Source organism: Allorhizobium sp. nf9_anc (assembly GCF_056323085.1).
Window position 1 is genome coordinate 1,529,842 of sequence record NZ_CM150481.1, and the last position, 25,412, is coordinate 1,555,253.

General features: G+C 63.0%; 25 protein-coding genes. 11 read left to right on the forward strand and 14 right to left on the reverse strand.

Annotated features, from left to right (window positions below):
- Positions 1–62 precede the first annotated feature (62 nt).
- On the reverse strand, positions 63–611 hold the full coding sequence (locus AC02Y0_RS07205; RefSeq protein WP_476383275.1) for an RBBP9/YdeN family alpha/beta hydrolase: 549 nt from the start codon (positions 609–611) through the stop codon (positions 63–65).
- 167 nt (positions 612–778) lie between these two features.
- Between AC02Y0_RS07205 and AC02Y0_RS07210 the strand changes: the two genes are divergently transcribed.
- Together AC02Y0_RS07210 and AC02Y0_RS07215 are read left to right on the forward strand one after the other, a co-directional pair.
- Positions 779–2,437, forward strand: coding sequence for a tannase/feruloyl esterase family alpha/beta hydrolase (locus AC02Y0_RS07210; RefSeq protein WP_476383276.1), 1,659 nt, complete (start codon positions 779–781; stop codon positions 2,435–2,437).
- Positions 2,438–2,680: 243 nt separating this feature from the next.
- Positions 2,681–3,472, forward strand: a complete 792-nt coding sequence (locus AC02Y0_RS07215) for a DUF2189 domain-containing protein (RefSeq protein ID WP_476383278.1) — start codon at positions 2,681–2,683, stop codon at positions 3,470–3,472.
- Between the two features lie 16 nt (positions 3,473–3,488).
- Here AC02Y0_RS07215 and AC02Y0_RS07220 read toward each other — a convergent pair whose 3' ends face one another.
- The 5 genes from AC02Y0_RS07220 to rpe form a co-directional block, all read right to left on the reverse strand.
- Positions 3,489–3,779, reverse strand: a complete 291-nt coding sequence (locus AC02Y0_RS07220; RefSeq protein ID WP_476383279.1) for a hypothetical protein — start codon at positions 3,777–3,779, stop codon at positions 3,489–3,491.
- Positions 3,780–3,859: 80 nt separating this feature from the next.
- A complete protein-coding gene (gene purB / locus AC02Y0_RS07225; protein ID WP_166599734.1) occupies positions 3,860–5,161 on the reverse strand; it encodes an adenylosuccinate lyase in 1,302 nt (433 codons plus the stop codon).
- Between the two features lie 61 nt (positions 5,162–5,222).
- Entirely contained in the window at positions 5,223–5,705 is a 483-nt protein-coding gene (locus AC02Y0_RS07230; RefSeq protein WP_476383280.1) for a hypothetical protein, read from the reverse strand.
- Positions 5,702–6,421: a DUF2259 domain-containing protein gene (locus AC02Y0_RS07235; RefSeq protein ID WP_476383281.1), complete on the reverse strand. Its 720-nt coding sequence runs from the start codon at positions 6,419–6,421 to the stop codon at positions 5,702–5,704. Before AC02Y0_RS07235 ends, AC02Y0_RS07230 begins: the two co-directional genes overlap by 4 nt.
- A complete protein-coding gene (gene rpe, locus AC02Y0_RS07240) occupies positions 6,418–7,095 on the reverse strand; it encodes a ribulose-phosphate 3-epimerase (protein WP_476383282.1) in 678 nt (225 codons plus the stop codon). Before rpe ends, AC02Y0_RS07235 begins: the two co-directional genes overlap by 4 nt.
- 212 nt (positions 7,096–7,307) lie before the next feature.
- Here rpe and AC02Y0_RS07245 point away from each other — a divergent pair, with 212 nt between their 5' ends.
- Positions 7,308–8,072, forward strand: coding sequence for an SDR family NAD(P)-dependent oxidoreductase (locus tag AC02Y0_RS07245; RefSeq protein ID WP_476383283.1), 765 nt, complete (start codon positions 7,308–7,310; stop codon positions 8,070–8,072).
- Positions 8,073–8,078: 6 nt separating this feature from the next.
- Here AC02Y0_RS07245 and AC02Y0_RS07250 read toward each other — a convergent pair whose 3' ends face one another.
- Positions 8,079–9,158 (reverse strand): ABC transporter substrate-binding protein, encoded by a 1,080-nt coding sequence (locus tag AC02Y0_RS07250; RefSeq protein ID WP_476383983.1) that lies wholly within the window; start codon positions 9,156–9,158, stop codon positions 8,079–8,081.
- Between the two features lie 179 nt (positions 9,159–9,337).
- Here AC02Y0_RS07250 and AC02Y0_RS07255 point away from each other — a divergent pair, with 179 nt between their 5' ends.
- The 7 genes from AC02Y0_RS07255 to AC02Y0_RS07285 are packed head-to-tail and all read left to right on the forward strand — an operon-like array spanning position 9,338 to position 15,084.
- Positions 9,338–9,823 carry a flavin reductase gene (locus AC02Y0_RS07255; RefSeq protein WP_476383984.1) on the forward strand — a complete coding sequence of 162 codons (486 nt, stop codon included), beginning with the start codon at positions 9,338–9,340 and terminating at the stop codon, positions 9,821–9,823.
- Between the two features lie 26 nt (positions 9,824–9,849).
- A complete protein-coding gene (locus tag AC02Y0_RS07260) occupies positions 9,850–10,782 on the forward strand; it encodes an AAA family ATPase (protein WP_476383284.1) in 933 nt (310 codons plus the stop codon).
- A gap of 1 nt (position 10,783) precedes the next feature.
- Positions 10,784–12,058, forward strand: a complete 1,275-nt coding sequence (locus AC02Y0_RS07265; RefSeq protein WP_476383285.1) for a vWA domain-containing protein — start codon at positions 10,784–10,786, stop codon at positions 12,056–12,058.
- The gene (locus AC02Y0_RS07270; protein WP_476383286.1) at positions 12,055–12,384 is read left to right on the forward strand and encodes an XdhC family protein; all 330 of its coding nucleotides are present in this window, start codon (positions 12,055–12,057) and stop codon (positions 12,382–12,384) included. The genes AC02Y0_RS07265 and AC02Y0_RS07270 overlap by 4 nt, the downstream gene beginning before the upstream one ends.
- Positions 12,384–13,100 (forward strand): XdhC family protein, encoded by a 717-nt coding sequence (locus tag AC02Y0_RS07275; protein WP_476383287.1) that lies wholly within the window; start codon positions 12,384–12,386, stop codon positions 13,098–13,100. Before AC02Y0_RS07270 ends, AC02Y0_RS07275 begins: the two co-directional genes overlap by 1 nt.
- The gene (locus AC02Y0_RS07280; protein WP_476383288.1) at positions 13,097–14,740 is read left to right on the forward strand and encodes an NTP transferase domain-containing protein; all 1,644 of its coding nucleotides are present in this window, start codon (positions 13,097–13,099) and stop codon (positions 14,738–14,740) included. Before AC02Y0_RS07275 ends, AC02Y0_RS07280 begins: the two co-directional genes overlap by 4 nt.
- Positions 14,741–14,742: 2 nt before the next feature.
- Positions 14,743–15,084 carry a TfoX/Sxy family protein gene (locus AC02Y0_RS07285; RefSeq protein ID WP_476383289.1) on the forward strand — a complete coding sequence of 114 codons (342 nt, stop codon included), beginning with the start codon at positions 14,743–14,745 and terminating at the stop codon, positions 15,082–15,084.
- On the opposite strand, the gene AC02Y0_RS07290 is transcribed toward AC02Y0_RS07285, so the two are convergent.
- From AC02Y0_RS07290 to bcp, 5 genes are all read right to left on the reverse strand, one after another.
- Positions 15,072–15,479, reverse strand: a complete 408-nt coding sequence (locus AC02Y0_RS07290; RefSeq protein ID WP_476383290.1) for an NUDIX domain-containing protein — start codon at positions 15,477–15,479, stop codon at positions 15,072–15,074. The two genes, AC02Y0_RS07285 and AC02Y0_RS07290, sit on opposite strands and share 13 nt — an antisense overlap.
- Before the next feature lie 4 nt (positions 15,480–15,483).
- Entirely contained in the window at positions 15,484–16,986 is a 1,503-nt protein-coding gene (locus AC02Y0_RS07295) for a DEAD/DEAH box helicase (protein ID WP_444558443.1), read from the reverse strand.
- 235 nt (positions 16,987–17,221) lie between these two features.
- On the reverse strand, positions 17,222–18,529 hold the full coding sequence (locus tag AC02Y0_RS07300) for a M23 family metallopeptidase (RefSeq protein ID WP_476383291.1): 1,308 nt from the start codon (positions 18,527–18,529) through the stop codon (positions 17,222–17,224).
- Between the two features lie 134 nt (positions 18,530–18,663).
- Positions 18,664–19,509: a ferritin-like domain-containing protein gene (locus AC02Y0_RS07305; RefSeq protein ID WP_476383292.1), complete on the reverse strand. Its 846-nt coding sequence runs from the start codon at positions 19,507–19,509 to the stop codon at positions 18,664–18,666.
- Between the two features lies 1 nt (position 19,510).
- Positions 19,511–19,978, reverse strand: a complete 468-nt coding sequence (gene bcp, locus AC02Y0_RS07310) for a thioredoxin-dependent thiol peroxidase (protein ID WP_476383294.1) — start codon at positions 19,976–19,978, stop codon at positions 19,511–19,513.
- Positions 19,979–20,100: 122 nt separating this feature from the next.
- Here bcp and AC02Y0_RS07315 point away from each other — a divergent pair, with 122 nt between their 5' ends.
- Positions 20,101–23,511, forward strand: coding sequence for a hypothetical protein (locus AC02Y0_RS07315; protein ID WP_476383295.1), 3,411 nt, complete (start codon positions 20,101–20,103; stop codon positions 23,509–23,511).
- A gap of 12 nt (positions 23,512–23,523) precedes the next feature.
- On the opposite strand, the gene AC02Y0_RS07320 is transcribed toward AC02Y0_RS07315, so the two are convergent.
- On the reverse strand, positions 23,524–24,216 hold the full coding sequence (locus tag AC02Y0_RS07320; RefSeq protein ID WP_476383296.1) for a cobalt-precorrin-6A reductase: 693 nt from the start codon (positions 24,214–24,216) through the stop codon (positions 23,524–23,526).
- Positions 24,206–25,342, reverse strand: coding sequence for a cobalt-precorrin-5B (C(1))-methyltransferase (locus AC02Y0_RS07325; protein WP_476383298.1), 1,137 nt, complete (start codon positions 25,340–25,342; stop codon positions 24,206–24,208). Before AC02Y0_RS07325 ends, AC02Y0_RS07320 begins: the two co-directional genes overlap by 11 nt.
- Positions 25,343–25,412: the final 70 nt, after the last annotated feature.

Sequence of the window (25,412 nt, forward strand, 5' to 3'; positions counted from 1 at the left end):
CCGGCGAACATTAAGACCAAGTTTGCAATTGGTCGCAGGCGGCGTCGCCGGATGCGCTGACCTTACAAGCGCCCGATAAACTGGGCGAAGACCATCGTACCCTCGGGCCAGGGACCATGGCCGGATTCTGCATTGATATGGCCGGATTCGCCCGCATCGATCAGGAAGGATCCCCAGGCGTTCGCGATTTCCTCGGCATGCGCATAATCCCCGAAAGGATCGTTGCGGCTGGCGATCATGATCGACGGAAAGGGAAGCGGAAGACGCGGATAGGGCCCAAAGGTCATCAGGTGCTTGGGGCGGATGTCGGGGTTGGCGACGTCAGGAGGAGCCACCAGAAAGGCGCCGGCTACACGCTGTTTCATCTCCGGGATCGCATGCACGATGGCGGGCACCCCGAGGGAGTGGCCAACGAGCACGACGGGCTTCGTGGATGCGTTCACCTCTTCGGCCACACGGGCAATCCAATCCTCGCGAACCGGCTTCGACCATTCGGCCTGCTCCACGCGCCGTGCCGTCGAGAGCTTCTGCTCCCAGCGGGTCTGCCAGTGTTCGGGGCCGGAATTGGTATAGCCGGGGACGATCAGGATTTCTGCTTCGGAGACTTTCATGGCTCCTATCTGCGGTCCCGCCGGGGCGACGTCAAGATTTCTCAAAGCTGAACTGGCGATAAAAAATAATACGTAACACATACTAGTTCGGGGCTTGTCCCGATGTTACGATCTTCCTGTCCTAGATCGGGAGGAGATCGGTCTGGGCGTCTATCGGGAGGAATTTCATGAAGCACATCCATATGATGGCTGCAGCCATGCTGCTGCCTTGGCTCGCTCCGTCCGCCGCGCAGGCGGCAATCGCCTGCGCTGACCTTGCCAAGGACGGCAACCACCCATCCACGGTGACCCTTACCGAGGCTGTCGACACTCCAGCGAGTGAAGAGGTGCCGGTGGCCCATTGCCTCGTCAGGGGGCAGACGACGGAAAGGCAGGGCATGGACGGAAAGGTCTATGCGATCCGCTTTGAATTGCGGCTACCGAACGCCTGGAATGAACGTTTCGTCCATCAGTTCAATGGCGGCAATGATGGCGCGGTGGTGCCGGCGCTCGGCATCCTGCTTGGCGGGCGCAAGAGCGAGACCGCACTGGGACGCGGCTACGCGGTGGTGTCCAGTGACGCAGGCCATGACGGGAAGGCCAATCCTGACAAGGGGCTGGCTGGCGGTGCCGCCTTTGGGTTCGACCCGGAAGCGCGCCGTGACTATGGCTACGCAGCCGTGGCAACCCTCCAGCCAATTGCAGAAGAGATTGTCGAGGCCCATTACGGCAAGCCGATCGCATTCCGATATGGTCTGGGCAGTTCCAATGGTGGGCGCCATGCGATGGTGGCTGCAGAGCGCATGCCAAAGGTCTTCGACGGATTGCTGGTCGGCTATCCCGGTTTCAACCTTCCGAGGGCCGCCGTGCAGCATGCGCTCGATATTCAGGCCTGGAGCAGTGTCGATGAAGATATCGCAAAATCCTTCAGCCGCGATGACCTGAAGCTCGTGGCTGACAGCGTCCTTGGCGCCTGTGACAAGCTGGATGGCGCAGAAGATGGCGTTATTGCCGACGCGGACAGCTGCGAGCAGTCCTTCGACATCACGTCGCTGACCTGCGAGGGCGACGCTACCTCCGGATGCCTGAGCACCAAGCAGGTTGATGCGCTGAAAACCTCCCTGGCCGGCCCGGTGGATGCATCGGGCAATGCGCTTTACAGCCGGTGGATCGTCGATACGGGCATCGCATCCGGCAATTGGCGCACCTGGAAGATCGAAAGCCCGATCGAGGCCTGGAAGAACAAGCCGATCATCGGTGTGATGGGCGCGGCATCGCTGGCGCAGGTGTTTACGACGCCGCCGACGGCTGTCGGTGGCACGCCCGAGGAGTTGATCGCCTTCCTCCGAGACTTCGATATTGCCCGCGACGGGCAGAAGATCTTCGCGACAGATCAAACCTTCCAGCAATCCGCCATCGACTTCATGGTCCCGCCCGGGGCTGCGGATCCCAGGCTTGAAGCGTTCCGTCAGGCGGGCCACAAGATGATCGTGTTCCACGGCAATTCCGACCCTGTCTTTTCGGTGGTGGATACGGTCAACTGGTATCGCAAGCTCGACGAAAACCTCGATGGCTCCGCCTCCGATTTCGTCAAGCTCTACCGCATCCCCGGCATGCCACATGGCGCTGGCGGACCGAGCTTCGACGATTTCGACTTCTTTGCGCCGCTTGTCGACTGGGTCGAGAAGGGCAGGGCGCCGGAGGCTATCCCTGCCGGTGTGACGGAGGGTAATAAGGAGGCAGGTCCGCTCCAAGGGGAGCGTTTCGTCTATTGCCCCTATCCCTCGGTTACGCGCGCTAGTGATGATCCGGGTGCTGAAGGCGAAGCACGCTACGCCTGCCGATAACTGAGCCGACGACTGGTGGCGCCCAGCGTCATCAGTCGCTTCACGGCTTCGTGCGCCGTTGGGCGCGACAGGAAGGATATTAGCTGATACACTAAATCCTTAATCAGCATGTCTGGTGCGTCGATCGGATGACGATGCGCCAGAGGATACAGACGGCGCGTTGTCGCGACCCTCTCGGCCCGACGCCGCCCCGCATTTCACTTTGCAGCTAGACGATCCAGTTTGCTCGAGGAGGAAGTGAGAATGTCGACTTTCCATGTGATGACCAATGCTACCGGTAACATCGAACGGCCCGCGGTTCGCCAGATCGCAGTGTCGGATGTCTTTGCGTCCCTGCGTGAAGGCTATGAGGATTTTCGCGAAAAGCCTTCGCATTATGCCTTTGTCGCGCTGATCTATCCCATCGCCGGGGCCCTGATGATCGGCTGGAGTGCCGGCGTCGAGCTCCTGCCGATGGTCTACCCTCTGTTGACCGGCTTTGCCCTGCTCGGGCCACTGATGGCGCTCGGGCTCATGGAAATCAGCCGGCGCCGCGAACTTGGCCAACCGGCCGACTGGTCGAACGTGCTCGACCTCTTCAAATCGCCATCACTGCCGTCGCTCCTGATGATGAGCGCCTATCTCGTCACCTTGTTCATGGTCTGGCTGGTCGTGTCCCGCGGGCTCTACCTCTCCATGGTGGGTGACTATCCCGCGCCGGGTGTGTTCGCCTTCGCGACCGGTATCTTCGACCACCCGAACGCCTGGGCCTTCCTGTTCTGGAGCAATGGCTTCGGCTTCCTGCTGGCTCTCGTGGCCCTGACGATCAGCATCGTGGCTTTCCCGATGTTGCTCGACCGCGACTGCGGGGCAGCGGCGGCTGTCGGCACATCGGTCCGGGCAAGCCTTGCCAATCCGGTGCCGGTTGCGGTCTGGGGCCTCATGGTCGCGGGCTTGCTTGGGATCGGAATGGCGACGCTGATGGTCGGCCTCGTGGTCATCGTGCCGGTGCTCGGGCACGCGACCTGGCACTTCTATCGCCGGCTGGTGGTCTAGGCTTCGGCCGGGGCAATCACGCCCGGCTCAAAGCATAGGCGCCAACCGCCACCACGGACAGGACGAGAGGCACAATGCGTTTGCCTCTCGTTCTGCCGATTGCCGCAAGAGCCGCCATTGCGCTCAAGGCTGCGAGGAGGAGTAGGGTCGAGACGAGTTTCCTGCTGCCGTCGGTCTCGATGGAGCTTGCGGCAAAGGTCGGATCGAGTTCAGCCATCCAGTCATATTTGCTGCCGCCAAGGAGCAGGATGCCGAAAACCGCGGTCGCATAGATCGCCAGGATGGCGAGGCGCACCAGACGCTGCATGACATGTCCTTCGATCGAAACGAAACGGGCGCGGATTTCTCCGCGCCCGCCATCTCATCTTGTCGCGTTGCCGCGTCCGGTCAACCGAAGACGCGGGCGAAAATCGTGTCGACGTGTTTGGTGTGATATCCGAGGTCGAACTTCTCGCGGATGTCTTCTTCCGAAAGGGCGGCGCGAACCTCTTCGTCGCCGAGCAGTTCTTCCAGGAAATCTGCGCCCTTTTCCCAGACCTTCATCGCATTGCGCTGGACGAGACGGTAGCTATCCTCACGCGAGACGCCGGCCTGCGTTAGTGCCAGAAGCACGCGCTGGCTCATGACCAGGCCCTTGAATTTGTTCATGTTCTTCAACATATTCTCGGGATAGATGACGAGCTTTTCGATGACGCCGGCCAGACGGTTCAGGGCGAAATCAAGGGTGATGGTGGTGTCTGGGCCGATCGCGCGCTCGACGCTCGAATGGCTGATGTCGCGCTCGTGCCAGAGGGCCACGTTTTCCATGGCAGGAACGACCGACATGCGAACGAGCCGGGCGAGACCGGTGAGGTTTTCGGTCAGGACCGGGTTGCGCTTGTGCGGCATGGCTGACGAGCCCTTCTGGCCCGGCGAGAAGAACTCTTCGGCTTCCAGAACTTCCGTGCGCTGCATGTGGCGGATTTCGATCGCGACGTTTTCGATCGAAGAGGCGATGACGCCGAGCGTGGCGAAGAACATCGCGTGGCGGTCGCGCGGGATGACCTGGGTCGAGATCGGCTCCGGTACGAGGCCGAGCTTTGCGCAGACATGCTCTTCGACGCGCGGGTCGATATTGGCAAAGGTGCCGACGGCGCCGGAGATCGCGCCGGTCGCGACTTCAGCGCGGGCATTGACCAGACGATCGCGGTTGCGGGCCATCTCGGCATAGAAGCGGGCAAAGGTCAGGCCCATGGTCGTCGGCTCGGCATGAATGCCGTGGCTGCGACCGATACGCACCGTGTCCTTGTGTTCGAAGGCGCGGGCCTTGAGGGCTGCCAGCACGCGGTCCATGTCGGCGATCAGGATGTCGGCGGCGCGAACCAGCTGGATGTTCAGCGTCGTGTCCAGCACGTCCGACGAGGTCATGCCCTGGTGGACGAAGCGGCTATCCGGGCCGATGAATTCGGCGAGATGCGTCAGGAAGGCGATGACGTCATGCTTGGTCACGGCCTCGATCTCGTCGATGCGGGCGACGTCGAATTCGGCCGGGCCACCCTTTTCCCAGATGGTGCGGGCGGATTCCTTGGGGATCACACCGAGATCGGCGAGCGCGTCGCAGGCATGGGCCTCGATCTCGAACCAGATGCGGAACTTGGTTTCGGGGGACCAGATGGCGACCATTTCCGGCCGGGAGTAACGCGGGATCATCGGGCTCGTCTTTCGTTGGACTTGAAATGCTGGCCCCCCTTAGCAAAGTGGGGCGGCAAGCTCAACGGCTGCGGCGGGCCATCACGACGCTCAAGGCGATAAGCATGGCAAAACCGGCCGGCAGCAGATGCCGCACACCCAGCACCGCGAACTGATAGAGGGCCACGGCGGTCGTGTAGAACATCTGGTAGCCCCAGATGCGTGAGGCAAAGGGTGCGTGCCAATGGGCATAGAAATAGCGGTATTGTAGCGCGTAGAGGCCGGCCGTTGCGCCGATGGTGACAATACCGAGGAGCAACACCCATCCAGCGAGAACCACGGATGGCCGACGCCTCTGGGTCGCTATATGAATCAGCGGCAGCGCGACAATCCAGCCTAGGAGGCCGCCGCCTGCGTAAATCGCCGTCAGGCCGAGATCATGGCTGCCGGTGGCGCGACCGAAGACATGGACCGAGAGCAGGAAGCTTGCCGCCATGGCAAGGCCCCAGGCGATCGAACCGAAGATCCACAATGCAGCCGGTGGAAACCATCGCCACTGCGTCAAGGCTTCACCGGAACGGCGAGCCAGCGCAGATTGTTGCCCTCGAATCCGAGGGAGACGACCTGGATCATGACCATGTGCGGCGCGGGCGAGCCCATGGCAGGCGTCACCACGCCGCCGATCGCATAGGCGCTCGGGCAGTTGCGGCTCTTCGGGACGGACTTGTCGCGATAGACCTCGCGCCGCGTGTCAGGCTTCTTGTCATCGGCGAGCGACAGCGCAAAGCCCTGAACATTGACGTTCATGCTGCGGCAGAGTTCCTGGGCCTCAGCGCCGAATTCTTCCAGAGACAGGCGATGGATGCCATCGGAGACGTACAAGCTCGGGAAGGCCTGATAGCGCCGCTCGCGAACCTGTTCCGACAATTCCCCAATCGGCGACAGGGCGACCAGAAAGCCCGGGTCGTCACCGATCTTTCTGACGTCGAGGATCGTCTTTGCCTGAGCGAGGCTCTCACGCCGCGCTTCGCCGACCGATGCTTCTTCGCGACGGATCAGCACCGACACCGGTGTGCCGGGCACGTATGCGTCGGTCTGCGTGTCGATCACCTGGATTTCCGCGTAAGCGAAACCGGAGCCGTCCTGCTGGCCGAATTGCTCGAAGGCGAAAAACCTGCCGTCCGGAGAGAAGCCGATCGGTCGCATCTCCGCCACGTCACCGGCGCTGACGGCGGTGGCCGTCAGGAGAACGAGTGCAATGGCGGAAAGCGTGATCCTCAACCGCGACCTCCCTCGGCTGCCTTGCGCAGAGTGTCGACCGTCTTGCGGTAGTCGTCAACGCCCTTGCCCTTGAAGATCGCGGAACCCGCGACGAGGGCATTGGCGCCGGCCTTGGCGATCTCCGCGGCATTATCAGCCGTCACGCCACCGTCGACTTCGAGATCGATCGGGCGGTTGCCGATCAGGGCATGGGCCTTGGCGATCTTGTCGGTCATGGCGGGAATGTACTTCTGGCCGCCGAAGCCCGGGTTGACGCTCATGATCAGGATGAGGTCGAGATCATCCATCACGTGCTCAAGGACCGAGAGCGGGGTCGCCGGGTTGAGCGAAACGCCGGCCTTTTTGCCGAGTGCCCGGATGGTTTGCAGCGAACGGTGCAGATGCGGTCCTGCTTCCGCATGAACGGTGATGATGTCACAGCCGGCATCGGCGAAGGCCGCCAGATAGGGATCGGCAGGCGCGATCATCAGATGGCAATCGAACACAGCCTTGGTGTGCGGGCGCAGCGTCTTGATCACCGCCGGGCCGAAGGAGATGTTCGGCACGAAATGGCCGTCCATGACGTCGAGATGCACCCATTCCGCGCCGGCATCGACGACATCGCGGACTTCTTCGCCGAGGCGGGAGAAGTCGGCTGCGAGAATGGAGGGCGAGATCAGGAGAGGGCGGGTCATCTTGGTATCCTCGACGGGCAGTACGATTGCGCGCCGTCCGGGCGTTGCTTGCCTTGGCGGACGGGGCGATGGCTCGGCGACCGCATAGCATCGGCGACCCCGGGCGGCAACCATGCCTTGGGATGAGAACGTCCCATCGCCATGCCTGCCCTTGACGATCGCCGCCTGGCCCTTCATCCCTCGGACACATCAAAGCAGTCTGGGAGGACGACATGGCCAAGTTCGCAATCATCACCGGTGGCAGCTCCGGCATCGGCCGGCATCTGGTCTCGGCCTTTGCGCGCGAGGGTTATGACGTCGCCTTCACCCATCTTGGCCAGAGTGATGCCGCTGCCGAAGTCGAGGCGGAGGCCGCAGCGCTTGGCGGGCGCGCCGTGGGCCGAGAATGCGAGGTGGCCAACAGTTCAGCAATCGAAGCCTTCCTCGACGAGGTGATTGTCTGGGCGGGCCAGACACCCGATGTGCTGGTCAACAATGCCGGCATCCAGACCTGGGCCTCGATGCTCGAGCTTTCCGAAGAGCGCTGGGATGCCGTGATCAGCACCAATCTCAAGGGTACGTTCCTGAATACCCAGCGTGTCGCCCGACGCATGGTCGCTGCCGGTAAAGGTGGGGCGATCATCAATCTCGGCTCCGGCTGCAACAAACATGCCTTCCCGAAGCTCGTCGATTACACCGCCTCCAAGGGTGGCATCGAGCAGCTGACCAAGGTGTCTGCCGTCGAGCTCGGGCCGCATCAGATCCGCGTCAACTGCGTGGCGCCGGGCGCCATCGAGACGGCCCGCACGCAGGCTGAGGCGCCCGATTACGCCAAGACATGGGGAGACGTCACGCCGCTCCGCCGCGTCGGCACGCCGGAGGATATCGCAGGTCCGATCCTTTTCCTCGCCGGACCGCAATCGGCTTTCGTTACCGGCCAGACAATCTGGGTCGATGGCGGGGTGTTCAGCCAGGCCTTCTGGCCCTATCGCGACTGAGGGCTTTTACTGCGTCTTTTCCGGCACCGGCACGAACCGGTCGCCCTGCCACTCCAGCAGGCGATAGGGGTTCTCGGTCAGTTCGTGATCCTCGCCGAAGGTGACCGGGCCGAGCGCCGTCTCGAAGGTCGTGCCGATGAGGGCATCCGCGACGGGCGTGCCCATGGCTGAGGAAATGCCCCAGGCATCCGCAAGGATGGTCACGGCTGAATGGGCGGGCACGACATAGCCTTCCGGCGTGATCTTCGCCTCTGTGAGTTCAGCCGCAAGCGCTGCGGCGGCAGGCTCCTGGGGTGTCTCGATCAGACCGACTGCGAGCACGCCATCTTCCAGAGGCACAGGCTCGTCGGCCGCGCGCATGGCCTCGCCGCCGAGCAGGGTCAGCGACAGGCCTTCCGCCTTCGCGTCACGGGCGATGACCGCCACGTCGCCGCGGTCGCCTCCGATAAAGGCGTGGGTGATGCCGGCAGCTTTCACGCGCCGGACAAGCGTCAGTTGCTGCTCCTGGCCCGGACGAAAGGTATCGACAAAGGCGGGCTTCAGGCCGCGCTCTTCAAGGCTCGTCCGGATTGCCTCTGTCAGTTCCCGGCCACGGATGGTGCCGTCTTCGAGAAGGGCGACGGCTGAACCCGCCCAGTCGCGCAGGATGACATCCGAGAGCTTGGCAGCCTCCTGGTCGGCATTCGGCGCCAGGCGGAAGAGCGGCGAGCCCGCCTTGATCGCATCTTCCATCAATCCCTTCCAGCGAACCGAAAGGGTGAGGGCTGGCACATTGGCCTGCTTAAGCGCGGGAAGGGCGTCCTTCAAACTCTCGCTGCAAAGAAATCCGATGGCGGCTGTGGCACCCGCTGCCGAAATCGCGTCCGCAATCACCTTGCCACTGCCTTCGCTGCAGGTCTCGTCGATTTCGACGAGCGTGATCGAGAGCTTGCCCGCAGCCAGGGTTGCGCCCTGGCGAACCTGGTCTCCGAGCACTGCGAAAGGGCCATTCTGGGGTGCGACGACCGCAATCTTGAACTCGGCGGCCGTGGGCGCGCCGAGGCTGACGCCCAGGAGCAGCGAGGTTGCGAGAGCAAGTTTCAACAGGGGCTTCTGCATCATGGCGCAATCCTAGCCGAAAGCGCAGCCAATTGGAAATGCTGGCTTTCCGGCCTTCGTGGGGTGGTTGGAACGAAATCGTTCTCCTGTTGTGGAAAAGGTAAGGGCCGCGGCCCATATTGCGGTTTCTACGGGGGATGCCTTCAAGGGGAGACGTGAATTTGAGCATGCAAGGTCTGGATCCGGTCGCCTATCGCGAAGCCATGAGCCGCTATGCGGGGCATGTGCAGATCGTGACGACGGAGCATGAGGGTGTCAGGCGTGGCGTGACGATCACGGCGGCATGCTCTGTCTCCGACAGTCCACCGACCGTGCTCGCCTGCCTCAACAACAGCAATCCGAGCAATGCCGTGCTGTTCGAGAGCGGACATTTTGCCTTGAATACGCTGGGTGCCCATCACCAGGATCTCGCCAATGCCTTTGCCGGCTTCGGCAAGCTGACGTCCGAAGAGCGTTTCGCGCTTGCAGAATGGCAGGTTATGGAGACGTGCTCGCCCGTGCTCTCCGATGCGATCGTCGCCTTCGACTGCGTGGTCACCGACCGTAAGGTCACCAACACGCATACGGTGCTTTTCGGTGAAGTGAGGGCGGTACATTTCGGCGCGCGTGAGCCGTCGCTCATCTATCTGGACCGAGGCTACCGCACGCTATAAGCTTCCGCTCAAACATGGGAGGAGACATGGCAGAAACCTCGGGAAAGGTCCTGCCGGAGACGATCGATGGCATCATCGATCTTCTGTCGGCGGAGGATTATCTGGCGGCAAAGCCGCTTGCGACTGTGCTGTTCCTGGCTCTCAGGATGAAGCGTCCGCTGTTTCTGGAAGGCGAGGCGGGCGTCGGCAAGACCGAAGTCGCCAAGGTGCTCGCCAAGGCCCTCGACCGTCCGCTGATCCGACTGCAGTGTTACGAAGGTCTCGACGTCGCTTCCGCCGTCTACGAGTGGAATTATCCGGCCCAGATGCTGGAAATCCGCATGGCTGAGGCCTCGGGCGTCTCGGACCGCTCGCGGCTCGAGAGCGACATCTTTTCCGAACGCTATCTCATCCGCCGCCCTGTCCTGCAGGCGCTTGAGGGACAGCCCGGCCGGGCGCCGATCTTCCTGATCGATGAACTCGACCGCACCGACGAGGCCTTCGAGGCGTTTTTGCTTGAAGTGCTCTCCGATTTCCAGGTGACGATCCCCGAATTCGGAACGGTGAAGGCCGCCGAGCCGCCGATCGTCATTGTGACGTCCAACCGGACGCGCGAAGTGCACGACGCCTTGAAGCGTCGTTGCCTCTATCATTGGGTCGATTATCCGGCCGCTGCCGACGAACTCGCCATCATCAGGCGCAAGGTGAAGGGCTGCAACGAGCAGCTCTCCCGACAGATCGTTGCCTATGTGCAGAAGCTCAGGACCGTCGATCTCTTCAAAAACCCTGGCATCGCAGAGACCATCGACTGGGCGACAGCGCTTACCGAACTCGATCGCCTCGCACTCGATCCGGAGACAATTGCAGATACGCTGGGCACGCTCCTGAAATATCAGGAGGACATTGCCCGCATTCAGGGGAGCGAAGGCGAAAAGCTGCTTTCCGAGGTCAAGGCCGAGTTGCTGGCGAAGGCTGGCTGAGATGGAAACCTTCGGGCCGCACCAGGGCAGCGGACGCGACGGCATCGTCGTGCCGCCACCGGCTCAAGGGGACGGGCGGCTTGCCGACAATATCGTGCATTTCGCGCGCGTGTTGAGAAAGGCTGGCCTGAAGCCTGGGCCGGGTGCTGTGATCGACGCCATCGCCGCGATCGATGCGATCGGCTTCGGCTCGCGCGTGGAGTTTCATGCGGCGCTGTCGGCCATCTTCGTCAAACGCCACGAGGACCAGCCCGTTTTCGACGAGGCCTTTTCGATCTTCTGGCGCTCGCGGGATATCGTCGGCAAGATGATCGCGCTGATGTCGCCGGTCGCGGCGATTGGCGAGCGGCAGAAGCCGAAGGCTGGCGGTGCGCGGGTCAGTGACGCGCTGTTTGCCGACAAGAGCCGTGAGCCGAAGCCGCGCGACGAGCCCGATGTCGAGATCGATGCGCGGCTTACGGTTTCCGGCCAGGAGGTGTTTCGCCGGCTCGATTTCGGGCAGATGACCGCCAGCGAGCTTAAGGAAGCCCGCCGCGCCATCGAACGGCTCGCCATGCCGCTCGATCTGGTCGAGACCCGTCGCTATCGGCTGTCACCCCGCGGGCGGATCATCGATCCGCGGGCGACGATGCGGCAATCGCTGCGTACCGGCGGTGACCTGATGTTGCCGAAATTCCGCGAGCGCCGGCAACAGCCGCCACCGCTCGTCATCCTCGCCGACATCTCCGGCTCGATGAGCCAGTACACCCGCATCTTCCTGCATTTTCTCCATGTGCTGACCGAGCGCCGCCGCCGGGTGCACACCTTCCTGTTCGGCACCCGGCTCACCAACGTCACCCGCCAGCTTCGCCACCGTGACCCGGACGAGGCGATCGCCCAATGCACCGATGCCGTCGCCGACTGGTCGGGCGGCACGCGTATCGGCGAGACGCTGAAGCTCTTCAACCGGCATTGGGCTCGGCGCGTGCTGGGGCAGGGCGCCGTCGTGTTGCTCATCACCGACGGGCTGGAGCGGGACGAGGTGGAGCTTCTGTCGCGGGAAACCGATCGCCTGCACCGCTCCTGCCGCCGCCTCGTCTGGCTCAATCCGCTGCTGCGTTTTGCCGGTTTCGAGGCCCGCGCACGGGGCGTCCGCGCCATGCTGCCGCATGTCGACGAGTTGCGCTCGGTGCACAATCTGGAAGTCCTTTCGGATCTGGTGCAATCTTTGTCCGGCGCACCGGATCGAGACTGCGACCCGAAGCGTTACCTCGGTTCTGGAAGGAGCCCGTCATGACCACAGAGACCATTCTGCGCGACCCACTCGCGATTGCCGAGACTTGGCACGCCGAAGGCCGGTCCGTCGCCATCGCCACTGTCATCGAGACCTGGGGCTCGGCACCGCGCCCGGTCGGTAGCCATCTTGTCATCGACGGCGAGGGGAATTTCGAAGGCTCGGTTTCCGGCGGTTGCGTTGAAGGGGCCGTCATTACCGAAGCGCTCGACGTCATCGAGAACGGGGCAGCAAAGATGCTGGAGTTCGGTGTCGCCGACGAGACTGCCTGGCGCGTCGGGCTCTCCTGTGGCGGGCGCATCCGCGTGCATGTCGAGAGGCTCGGCTGATGGACGTTTCGACGCTTACGGCCTTGAATTCCGCCAAGCGCGATCGTCGCGGCGCCGTGCTGGTAAGCGATCTCGCCGCAGGAACGTCCCGGCTGATCTCGGAAGATCAGGTGCCGACTGGTGACCTCGGACAGGAAATCGAGGCGCGGCTGCTCTCCGGCAAGTCGGGTATGGTCGAGATCGACGGTCGGAGCCTCTTCCTCAACGTGTATCTCCCGCCGCCGAGGATCGTGGTGATCGGCGCCGTGCATATCAGCCAGGCGCTGGCTCCGATGGCGGCGCTTGCCGGCTTCGCGGTGACCATCATCGATCCGCGCACGGCCTTCGCCACCCCCGAGCGCTTCGCCGGCATCGACCTACGCGCCGACTGGCCTGACGACGTGTTTGCGAGCATGCCGCTTGATCGCTACAGCGCCATGGTCGCCGTCACCCATGATCCGAAGATCGACGATACCGGTCTGATCGCAGCCCTTAACGCCGGCTGTTTCTATGTCGGCGCGCTGGGTTCGCGCAAAACCCATGCAAAGCGCGTCGAGCGATTGATGGCGGTCGGTCTGGATGCTGATCTCCTTGCCGGCATCCGCGCCCCGATCGGTCTCGATATCGGTGCCGCCACACCGGCGGAGATCGCGGTTGCCATCCTCGGTGAGATCATCCAGTCGCTCAGAAGGCGCAGCCTCGTCTCCGCCTCGATTCCGCAAGAGGCCTCCGCATGAAGTTCGGGCCAATCCCGACCGTCGAGGCCGAAGGTACGATCCTCGCTCATTCCCAGCCACTCGCCTCCGGCAAGCTTTCGAAAGGCCATCTCCTGCAGGCCGCCGATATCGCGCGTCTGACCGCCGAGCACATCTCAACCGTGATCGCCTGTCGCCTCGAGCCGAGTGACCTGACGGAAGATGAGGCGGCCGAGAGACTGAGTGGCGCCATCCAGCCCAAAGGTCTCAGCCGTAGTCCCGCCTCGACGGGGCGGGTGAATCTCTACGCCAGCGAAAACGGGCTCTTTTTGGCGGAAAGGTCTGTCGTCGATCGGTTCAATGCCGTGGACCCTGACATCACCTTGGCCTGTCTCAGCGATCGTCGCGACGTGCGGGCCGGCGATCTCGTGGCGACGATCAAGATCATTCCGCTGGCGGTCGCAGGTGCGAGCGTGGAGCGCGCGACGACGATCCTTGAGCAAACTCGCGCCTTCGAAGTGGCCCCCTACCGCGCGCATCGCGTCCATCTCATTGCGACGCAATTGCCGTCGCTCAAACCGTCCGTCATGGAGAAGACGGCGCGCGTGCTCGAAGCCCGGCTCATGCCCTTGGCCAGCCGGTTGGTTTCAGAACGGCGCGTGGCCCATCGGGCCGAGGCTGTGGCAGAGGCATTGCGTGCGGCTCTCGAGGAAACACTGCCTGAACGAGATGATCCGCCCCTGATCGTCGTCTTCGGCGCCTCAGCGGTTGCCGATCAAGAGGATGTCATCCCCTCGGCCATCCGGCTGGCGGGTGGCGACGTCACCCAGGTCGGCCTGCCGGTGGATCCCGGCAATCTGCTTGTGCTCGGCCATGTCGATGGCGTGCCGGTCATTGGCGCGCCCGGTTGCGCCCGGTCGCCGAAGGAAAACGGCTTCGACTGGGTGCTGAACAGGATCCTCGCCGGTCATCCACCCGATCGGGCCGAGATGACAGGCTGGGGTGTAGGAGGCCTCTTGATGGAGATTCCGAGCCGTCCGCTGCCGCGCCTTGCCGCAACTGCAGACGCCGATCCTGCAGCATTCGGGCTGGTGGTGCTTGCTGCGGGTCGCGCGAGCCGGATGGGCGAGGGCGGGCGGCACAAGCTACTGGCTGAATTCGAGGGCGAGCCGCTTGTACGGCGCTCGGTCCGGCAGGCGGTGGAGGCGAAGTGTGGGCCGGTCACTGTAATCACCGGTCATCGCAGCGCGGAGGTCGCCGAGGCTCTTTCAGGGCTTGGCGCGCAGGTGGAGGAGAACCCGGATTTTGCGAGCGGCATGGCAAGCTCGCTGAAAGTGGGACTTGCCTCCATCGAGGCACAGGGACTGCCCGGGATGATGGTGCTGCTCGCCGACATGCCGAACGTCTCGTCCGCCGATATCGCGGCACTCGCCCAGGCCTATCGCAAGGCAGGTGGCAAGGCGATCGTGCGTGCAGTTTCCGATGGCCAGCGGGGAAATCCCGTCGTTCTGCCGGCTGCCACCTTCGAGGCCTTGAAGGCGCTTGAGGGCGATATCGGTGCGCGACCGGTAATCGAAAGTGCAGGCCTTGCCGTCATCGATGTCGAAATCGGATCCGCCGCTCGTCTTGATGTGGATACGCCCGAGGCTATTCTCGCAGCCGGTGGCATCCTGAGGGACTGAACATGGACAATGCGGCAATCGAGGAGATGTTCGAGGCGGTCGGCCCTGTGACGATACGACGGATGTTCGGCGGCAAGGGCATCTATGCGCGCGGCATCATCTTTGCGCTCGAACTGCGCGGGGAGTTGATGCTGAAAGGCGATGACGACAGTGCGGCACTGCTGGAGGAAGCCGGCGCCAAGCGCTGGCGCTATGAGGGCCGCAATGGCAGGCCCGTTGCCATGCCCTACTGGACGGTCCCCGACGAGGCGCTCGATGATCCCGACATGATGGCGAAATGGGCGCGGATCGCGCTCGATGCCGCGATCCGGGTCACCGAGCGGGAAGCCGCTCAGCGCAGATAAGTCAGAACTGTCTGTGTGAAGACCGAAAGCGGCTGCGGCAGATCGTCGAGATCAAACCAGCCAATCTCCGAGAGCTTGTCGGGTTCGGTGAGCTGCGGCTCGCCGGTCGTGTCATCGGTGACGTAGAGCAGGGAAATCCAGTGCTGGCGGTCCGCCTCGATCCGCTGCTCGGTCAGGCCGAGATAGCGGATTTCGCCAATCTCCAGCCCCGTCTCTTCCTCGGCTTCACGGCGCGCGGCAGTCTCTGCCGGCTCCATATGGTCGACCTTGCCGCCCACGATGTTCCAGTGGCCGGCTTCCGGTGCCTTCATGCGCTTGCACAAAAGCAGTTTGCCATCCCGAAGGATGGCAAGACCAACCCCGAGACCGGGGAAATCGATACCTGGCTGACCCAAGGGATCAGGCCTTTGCGGCAGCAACGATCAGCATGAAGGCAGGGATGTCATCGCCGAAGCCAACAGGCGTCGGGCCGTCGTCATGGTCATGGTGACGGTTGCGACGACGATCGCGGTTGTCGTCATTGGCCGGCGACGGATTGTTGCGGTTGTTGCGCGGGTTCTGATCGCGGCGCTTGTCCGTTCTGCGTTCCGCCGCTACCGGTTCTGCCTTGACCACTTCGACCTTCACCGCTTCTACCACCTGTTGTTCCTCTACCGGTTTGACATACTCGCTGCGCGTATCGGATTTATGACCGCCGCGCCGCTCGCGACCCTTGTCGCGGCCGCGTTTTCCACGGCTTTCGTCGTGGCTCTCCGCAGGCGCCGGAAGCGCCGACAGATCACCATCGAGCCATTCGATCTTCTGGTCGATCAGCTTTTCGATGGCATCGAGGAACTTGGTGTCGCTGCGCGTCACCAGGGTAAAGGCTGCACCCGACCGCCCAGCACGGCCGGTACGGCCGATGCGGTGAACATAGTCTTCGGCATGGATCGGAACGTCGAAGTTGAAGACGTGGCTGACATCCGGAATGTCGAGACCACGGGCTGCCACGTCGGATGCGACGAGCAGCGTGATCGCATTGGCCTTGAAGCCTGCCAGCATTGTGGTGCGCGAGCGCTGATCCATGTCGCCATGTAGGGCGCCGACTGAGAAGCCGTGGCGCTCAAGCGAACGGAAGAGGTCGGCCACATCCTTCTTGCGGTTGCAGAAGATGATCGCGTTCTTCAGGTCGTCCTGGGCGCGGATCAGGTCACGCAGCGTCGAACGCTTTTCGTAATCCTTGTTGTGGCAGGCAACCAGGCGCTGGGTCACGGTCTTCGCCGTCGAGGACGGCGGTGCGACTTCGATGCGCTCGGGGTTCTGCAGGAACTGGTCGGCCAGCTTCTGGATCTCCGGCGGCATGGTTGCCGAGAAGAAAAGCGTCTGGCGCGTGAAGGGGATCATCTTTGCGATACGCTCGATGTCGGGAATGAAACCCATGTCGAGCATGCGGTCGGCTTCGTCGATGACGAAGACTTCAACGCCGGTCATCAAGAGCTTGCCGCGCTCGCAATGGTCGAGCAGTCGGCCGGGCGTGCAGATCAGGACGTCTGCGCCGCGTTCAAGCTTGCGGTCCTGCTCGTCGAAGGACACGCCGCCGATCAGGAGCGCGACGTTGAGCTTGTGATTCTTGCCATACTTCTCGAAGTTCTCAGCGACCTGGGCTGCCAGTTCGCGCGTCGGCTCCAGAATGAGCGTGCGCGGCATGCGGGCCCGGGCGCGGCCCTTTTCGAGCAGCGTCAGCATCGGGAGAACGAAGGATGCCGTCTTGCCGGTGCCAGTCTGCGCAATGCCCAGAATGTCCCGCCGCTGCAGGGCCGGCGGAATGGCGCCTGCCTGGATTGGGGTCGGGATCGTGTAGCCGGCATCAGTGACGGCAGAAAGGACTTTTTGGCTCAGGCCAAGGTCAGCAAAAGTGGTCAAAGGGAAGTAGTTTCCGTTCCTGTTCTCGCGAACATCGCTCTATAGCCCTTGAGATTGGGCTCCAATGGTTGCGGCGAATAGTGGGAAACTGCCGGAAAGTCAAGGAAACAGGCGGATTTACCCCTACAAAGGCTTAATCTTCACCATTAATTGGCAAGAGTTGAGCAAACCAATTATAATGCATTCGCTTTCTGGGTGTCGCATAAGGCGAGTTTCCGGTTTTCGAATAGCCGCATCAATTGATCAGCGGCGTCAGTTTCATGCCGGCATTGAGAAAACGCATCGGATCGACGGGATCCCCATTGCGGCGGACTTCGTAGTGCAGGTGCGGCCCCGTTGACCGGCCCGTAGAACCCGAAAGACCGATCAATTGGCCCGGTTCAACCGTGTCGCCTTCGCTGACGAGAATGCGGGACATGTGGCCGTAACGGGTGGTGAGGCCAAGACCGTGGTCGACCTCGACCATGTTGCCATAGCCGCCGGAAAAGCCTGCAGTGACGACCTTGCCGCTGCCCGTCGAGCGGATGTCTGTGCCGGTCGGTGCCCTGAAATCGATCCCCGCATGCATGGCAAGGCCGCCGAAGAAGGGGTCGGGACGATTGCCGAATCGGCTGGTGATTTCCTGGCCCGGCGCCGGATTGGCAAAGGGCAGGCGTTTTGCGGTTCCGCGAACGGTTTCAAGACGGTTGAGGGCGGCGTCGAGCGCGTTGATCGAGGCATTGAAGTCGCGGTCCGACTGCGGCGCCAGGTAAGGACCGCCGACGGCGTCTGCCACCGGCAGAGCTGCAACCTCTTCAATCGGCACGCCCTGTCGCTTGAGAATGGCGGCGATCTCGTCCGCTGTCTGGGAGGCGCCGCTTGCCAGCTGATCGATGCGCTGCAATTGCTCTGCTTCGATCTCTTTCAGGGACAAGGTCATGTGGGAGAAGAGGCGGTCGGCACGATCGGCGACATTTTCGCCAGTCATCGGAACATAGCCGAGGGCGAGGGGCGGTTTCTCTGTTGTCGCTGATGGACGTGATGCGCCTTCGCCCCCGAGGAGAGCCGCGAAAGCTTCGGTGCCGTTTGCGAGAGCTGCCTGATCCTTGCCGTCGACGAGAGGCTTTTCGGCCGGGACCGGTCCGTCAGCGGGCAGGGGATCAGAGGGGGTGCCCTCGAGAAGGGCGCCGATCCGGCCATGCCGTGATGTCAGAGCCATCTGCTGTTCGAGGAGCTTTTCCACCTTCTCCTCGACGACCTGCTGGTCGAGCAGTTGCCGGGAGGTAACGCGGTCGACCTGAGCGCGCAGCGCTGCGATTCGGTCTTCGTATTCGTGCTGCATGCGTGCCTGCCGCGCCATGGTGGCGCCGATCAGATTGTCGCGCAGAACGAGGTAGGTCGTGGCGCCGAGATAGCCGATGGCCATTGTGCCAAGAAAGCAGACGGTGAGGGCAATCATCCAGGGGCGGATCGTCATGTGGCGTATCCGGTCGCCGCTCGCCAGGATGACGACGTGCTGCACCTTGCGCTTTCCGAAGACCTGGTTGTTTGAAGTCGTCGCCACGCTGACCCCCAATTCCTGCTCGATCAATCGCTGCCGCGCGAGTGTCCGATGGCGGTGAGTCGCCTGTCTGCTCCCGCTTTTAGGAGTTACGCATAATTAGGGTTAATGAAGCGTTAGGCGATTGGAATTGCGGTTCAAACCGAGGAATTGTTCTTGGATGAAAGCGAGCGGTAGAAGGATGGCGTGAGGCCGGCTTCGGCGCGGGCCACGTCGTTGAAAGGCGCTTTCAACTGGCCGCGAAAATTGGCACGCACAAGGTCCTGGAAGGCGCGCGCCGGGTCACGCTTTTCGCGGGCGCAGAGGAAGCGGAACCACTTCGCGCCAACAGCCACGTGGCCCTTCTCGTCCTCGTAGATGACCTTCAGGACGTCGGCACTGTCGATGTCCCCGGTCTCGCGCATCTTCTCCTGCAGTGCCGGCGTCACGTCGAGGCCGCGCGCTTCGAGAATGAGGGGCACCACCGCGAGCCTGGCCGTCAGGTCGTTCTTGGTCGAATGGGCGGCCTGCCACAGGCCGTCATGGGCCGGCATGTCGCCATAGTCGGCGCCGAGTGTCCGCAGGCGATCGCGCACCAGGTTGAAATGCTTGGCTTCCTCGAAGGCCACCTTCATCCAGCCGTCGAAGAAGGAATGCGGCACGGGCTCGGTGGCAAAGCGGGCCACGATGTCGAGGGCGAGATCGACGGCATTGAGCTCGATATGGGCGAGCGCATGCAGGAGCGCCACACGCCCTGGCAGCGTATGCAGCGACCGCTTGCCGACCGCCTTGGGTGGAACAAGTTCCGGTTTCTCCGGGCGGCCTGGTCGATCGGGAAGCGGTGGATCGAGCGGCGAGCGCAAGGACAGGCGGCGTTCCTGCCAGCGGATCGCCGCCGTTTGTGCGAGCGCCGTCTTCTCGTCGAGGTCGGCGCTCAGGATTGCAAGTGTGGCAGCGCCGCGAAGGGAGTGAAAAGCCGTCTCGGGCTGCGTCATCTCGGGCATGTCAGAGGGCCTGCGCGGCCTTCAGCACGGCTTCGGCATGGCCAGGAACCTTCACCTTGCGCCAGACTTCGGCCACCTTGCCAGATCCGTCGATCAGGAAGGTCGAGCGTTCGACACCCATATAGGTCTTGCCGTACATGCTCTTTTCCTTCCAGACGCCATAGGCTTCCAGTGCCGTGTGCTCTTCGTCTGCGGCAAGCACCACAGACAGGCTGTGCTTGGCTGCAAACTTGTCATGGCTCTTCACCGAATCGGGCGAGACGCCGATCACGGTCGCGCCCAGCTTTTCAAACTCTGCGCTGAGGCCCGAGAAGTCGATCGCTTCGGTCGTGCAGCCGCTCGTGTCGTCCTTGGGATAGAAGTAGAGAACGACTGGTTTTCCGGTGAAATCGGAGAGCGAAACGGTGCCGCCGCCGTTGCGGGGCAGGGAGAAATCGGGGGCCTTTTCCCCGGCAGTCAAATCCGTCATGGGATAACCTTTCTTTTGCCCGTTTTATGAGTGAATCTGGGCATCATCGATATATAGTCCGCTCCGAAGTCGTCCAGAGCGACTTGTTAGCGGCATCGGTCGACGGAGACAATCACCAGCACATGTCTGAGATCCGGGGCGAAAAGCTACGGTTTCGCAAGCGGGACATCGTGCCGCTGCATGCCCTTCCGTCCGCTCAGGCCGAAGATCCCCTCATCGTGCATTGTCCACCGCCGAAGCGGTCGCTGTTCCGTCGCTTTCTCAGGGTGCTGGCCGGCTTTGCCGGGCTTTGGCTCGTGGTGTTCTTCGCCGTCTATGCGGTGGTCGAAAGCGGTACTCTCGATGCAGCACTGGCACAGCGCGCCCAAGCGGTTCTGAACAATGCCCTGGGAGGGCAGTTCACAGCCAAGATCGGCGGCACCGAAGTCCGATTCTCTGACGGCATGGAGCTGACGGTCGAAGCGCGCGACGTCACCCTGCATGAGCAGGCCGGTGGCCAGCAGGTGGCCCTGACCCAATCCGTCCGCTTCATCGTCGAACCACTTGCCCTGCTCGGCGGTCGTTTCGTGATCCGTGAAGTGGTGAGTGAGGGTATCAATCTCGATGCCACGGTGCTGCCGAAGGGCAAGCCGATCGATCTGAGCGGTCTCCGGATCGACCAGGTTCCGGCGCGGCTGGCGGGCGCTTTCGAAGAGCTCGACAGGCTGCAGGGCATCATCGCGCGCGGCGGCCTCGACCGCATGCGTCTTGCCGGTCTGGAGATCGAGTCGACCAGTGCGAGCGGGCGACCGTTGATCATCGCGATCGATGACGTCGCGCTGGAGCGGGGCGAAGACGATTCGCTGTCGATCTTCGGCGCAGTCTCGGTCAATGGCCAGCAGACGGAGCTCACCGCGCTCACCACGAATGTCGGCGGTCGTGCCGAATCTTTGACGATGCGGATTGCCGATGTGCGGGTCACGCCATTTCTGCTCCGGCGCTCCAGCACCGGTGAGGCACGTCAGGGCATCGACGGCTCTGCCGAGCTGCTTTTGACGGCACGACGAGCCGATGGCGGGCAGGCGCCGGCGGTGTCGCTCGGCATCAACATGCGCAATGGCGGCTTCTACTCGGATGGCCAGCGCCAGGAACTGACAGACGCTGCGCTCAAGCTCTCCTACGACTTCTCCAAGGACACGATCGAACTTGCCGATTCCGTCGCGCGCTTCGGCGAGACGGTGTTCCCGCTCTCGGGTGGCATCATCGATCTCGACCGGCTTCCGGAGGGACCGAGTTTTGGCAAGGGGTTCGGCATCGATCTGGTGGTTACGGACGGGCGGGCGAATGTGCCCACGGCCGGCGAGACACCGTTCCCGTTCTTCCTGAAAGGCTATGGTCGCTATCTGGTCGGCGAGAACATGCTGCAGCTCGACACGCTGGATGCCTCGACGCCTGGTGGCAACATGCGTGGCAAACTGCAGGTGCGCTTCGGCGGCACGGGTCCCGAGATCCGCTTCAACGCGGAAGTGCAGAATATGGCGACCAGCGTCGTCAAGCAGCTCTGGCCCTACTGGATTGCTTCCAAGCCCCGGCAATGGGTGCTTGAGAACCTCTATGGCGGTACTATCCCGCGCGGCACGATCGACGTCTTCATTCCGCAGAACCGTCTGTCGATCGATCCGAAGCCCGTCCGCCTCAATGCCGACGAGCTGAAGATCGGCTTCGATCTCGAGGATGCCCGGCTGAACCTCACCGGTGATCTGCCGCCGCTTCGCGATGTCTATGGGCGCTTCGACATGCTGGGAGAACGGGTGGATGTCGACATCCGCTCGGCCGGTTCCTTCTTCCCGTCAGGACGCATGGTGAACCTCGATCGTGGGAAGCTCGTTCTGCAGGACGCCTATGAAAAGCCGCTGATGGCGGATCTGGAGCTCGATGTCAGTGGTGCAGCGGATGCCGTTGCCGAGCTGGTGTCGTTCAAGCCGATCGAGGCCCTGCGCACCGTCGATTTCAAGGCCGATGACTTTGCCGGAAAGGTGCGGGGCAAGGCGAAGATCCGCCTCGGTCTCGTCCCGGACCAGCGTCCGCCGAACCCGATCTGGATGGCTGAGGTCGATCTGGAAGATGTCGATGTGGCGAAACCTTTCGACGGCCGGCGCATCAGCGACGTGACGGGCAAGCTGCTGGTCGATGTCGACAAGGCCAAACTGGACGCCGAGGCCCTCATCGACGACGTCCCGATGGAGGTCGAGCTCACCGAACCGGTTCGGAAGGGCGAGGGCGAAGTCGCACGCGAACGGGTCGTCACGGCTACGCTTGACAACGCAACGCGCGAAAAGCTGGTGCCCGGGCTCGGCGAGATCGTCAATGGTCCGATGAAACTCGAACTGCGCCGCCTCGATGAAACTCGTCAGGCCGTCTCCGTCGATCTGCGCTCCACAACGCTCACCATCCCCTGGGTAGGATGGTCGAAGGGGCAGGGGATCGGCGCCAAGGCGACGTTCGAGCTGTCCAAGAATGGTGAGCAATCACTGATCGAGAAGTTCGAGCTGGATGGCGATGGGTTCGGCGCGACCGGCGATCTCTCGGCTGACGATCGGGGTCTTGTGGCGGCCAATCTGTCGCGGGTAAGGCTCTCGCCTGAAGACGATGTCGCGCTGACCGTGCGGCTCACCAAGGGTGTTTATTCGGTCGTTGCCAATGGGCGCGCCTTTGATGCTCGCTCGCTGCTCTCCACCTTGCAGAACCCCTCCGGTGACGGTGAGACGGCGAAGTCCGGGACCTCTCTCAGGATCGAGGGCCGGTTCGAGCGCGTGCTCGGCTTCGGTGGCGAACAGCTGTCGGGTGTCTCGATCATCTATGGTGCCGGCAAGGGCCGGGTGAATGCCGTGGATTTCTCCGGCGTGACGGGCAGTGGCCAGGCGCTGGTTGCGAAGCTGCGCCAGCCGGAAGGGCTGCGGGAACTGTCGGTGACGACGAGTGACGCTGGAGCTGTGCTGCGCTTCCTCGATACCTACAAGCGGCTCGGAGGCGGGCTTGCCAATCTGCGGCTCACCGAAACCCGCGACGGCGCCTGGAGCGGCAATCTCGATCTGCGCAATTTCCAGGTCGAGAACGAAGAGCGCCTGCAGACCATCGTCTCGACACCGACGGGTGCCGACGGGCGCAGCCTCAACAACGCTGTTCGAAGCGACATCGATGTCAGCTCTGCCCGGTTCCAGCGTGCGTTCGCCCGTCTGGCCATGGTCAACGGCACCCTCAGCGTGGAAAACGGCATCGTGCGCGGGGAACAGATCGGCGCGACCTTCCAGGGCATCGTCCGCGACCAGGCCGGAAGGATCGATCTGACCGGCACCTTCATGCCCGCCTATGGTCTCAACCGTCTGTTTGGGGAATTGCCCGTGATTGGCGCCATCCTCGGCAATGGCCGCGACCGTGGCCTGCTCGGGATCACCTTCAAGCTGACGGGTGCAACGTCCAAGCCGAACCTCGTGATCAACCCGCTGTCGATCATCGCGCCCGGCGTCTTCCGCCAGATCTTCGAATTCCGCTGAGGCTGATTAGGGTCAGTCGCGCTCGATCATGATCACCGGCAGCGCCAGCCGCCGTGCCGCGATGATCTTGGCGTAGCCCGCGGGTCCCCCGGAATTCCGGCAAACGAGATGCGTGATGCCATGCGCGGTGAAGAGGTCTGCCTCCCGGTCGGGATCCGATGCCGGCTTGCCGAGGACGAGCGTGTAATCCGCGAAACCGAGTGGCGTCTCCGGCGGATCCACCATGCGGATGACAAAGTGGCAGTCGTCGCGCCCGGTGAAGGCATCCAGATACTGCCTGCCAAGGGCGAGAAAGACAGTGGCCCCTTGCGGCAATACCTCTGCTGCCGCCTCAAGCGTCGCCACGGACTTCCAGCGGTCCCCGGGCTGCTTCTGCCAGCGGGGTCGCAGCCGCTGTTCGAGCGGGATACCCGAAATCGCCGAGGCCTTGATGGCGTTCTCGCTGATCCGCCTGGCAAAGGGATGCGTGGCGTCGATCATCCGGTCGAACTGCTCGTCCCGCAAATAGGCTGCGAGCCCATCCGCGCCGCCAAAGCCGCCGATGCGAACCTCGCCCGCCGGCAGCACCGGATCGACCGTCCGTCCCGCCAGCGAGGTCGTGACACTGTGGCCTTCCTCAATCAGTTGTGCGGCGAGCAGACGTGCCTCTGCCGTTCCACCGAGGATCAGGATCTTCTGTCGAGATGCGGGCAGGCTACTGGGCATGGGCGATGACCGTGCCCTTGCGGTCGGTGACGAGGATATCCACGGTGACGCCGCTGTCGCGCAGTACGCCTTCTGCGGTTAGTTTCGCCGCCTCGGCCACCGACTGGGCGATCTCAACCTTCGCCTTCGTCATGATCTCCAGCACTTCCATTGCCGTGTTCGCCTCCTGCACGGCTCGCCGCTCGGTTTCATCGAGCGACAGTGTGCAAGGCAGGGAGAGATAAAACATGTTGTCGATCTGACTGCGCGAGGAATGCAGGTCGAGCGCGCCCTGGGCGAGCTTGGACATCTTGGCGAAGCCGCCGGCGATCGTCAGGCGCGGCACCGGATGGGCGCGCAGATATTTGAGAAGCCCACCCGCAAAGTCGCCCATGTCGATCAGTGCCCCGTCGGGCAGGGCGTGGAAGACCTGGGCTGCCTTTTCCGACGTCGAGCCGGTCGCGCCGAGCAGATGCGTTAGGCCCTCGGCGCGCGCCACGTCGATGCCGCGATGGATGGAATGGATCCAGGCAGCACAGGAGAAGGGATGGACGATGCCCGTGGTGCCGAGGATGGAGATGCCGCCGAGAATGCCGAGCCTCGGATTCCAGGTCTTTTCGGCTATCGTGGCGCCACCTGGCACCGAGATCCTGATCTCCACATCCGGCGAGACCTGATGCTCTTCCGCCAGCGCCTCGATCTCGGCTGTCATCATCGCGCGCGGCACCGGATTGATTGCGGCCTCGCCGACTGCAATCGGCAGGCCGGCCTTGGTCACCGTGCCGACGCCGTCGCCCGCCACAAAGCGGATGCCGCTTCCGGGAGATAGGCGGGTCACCGTCGAGATTACGGTGGCCCCATGGGTTACATCCGGATCATCGCCTGCATCCTTGACGATGCCCGCAAAAGCGCTTTCGCCCGCGAAGCCTTCGCAGGCAAGCGCGAAGGCCGGCGTCTCGCCTTTCGGCAGCGTGATCGAAACGGGATCCGGGAAGGCGCGTGTCAGCAAGGCCGTAAAAGCCGCCTTGGTGGCCGCCGTGGCGCAGGCGCCGGTCGTCCAGCCGTTGCGCAGTGGCGCGCCTTCCGGCTTGTCCAGCCGGTGGCCTTCTGCTGCGTCTTTCGCGTCTGGTCGATTGGCATCGCTCATGGCTCGCTTATAGGCGAGGCAGCCTCCGGGCGAAAGTCAGGTGACCGCAGGTTCCGTGCGGAAAGCAGCG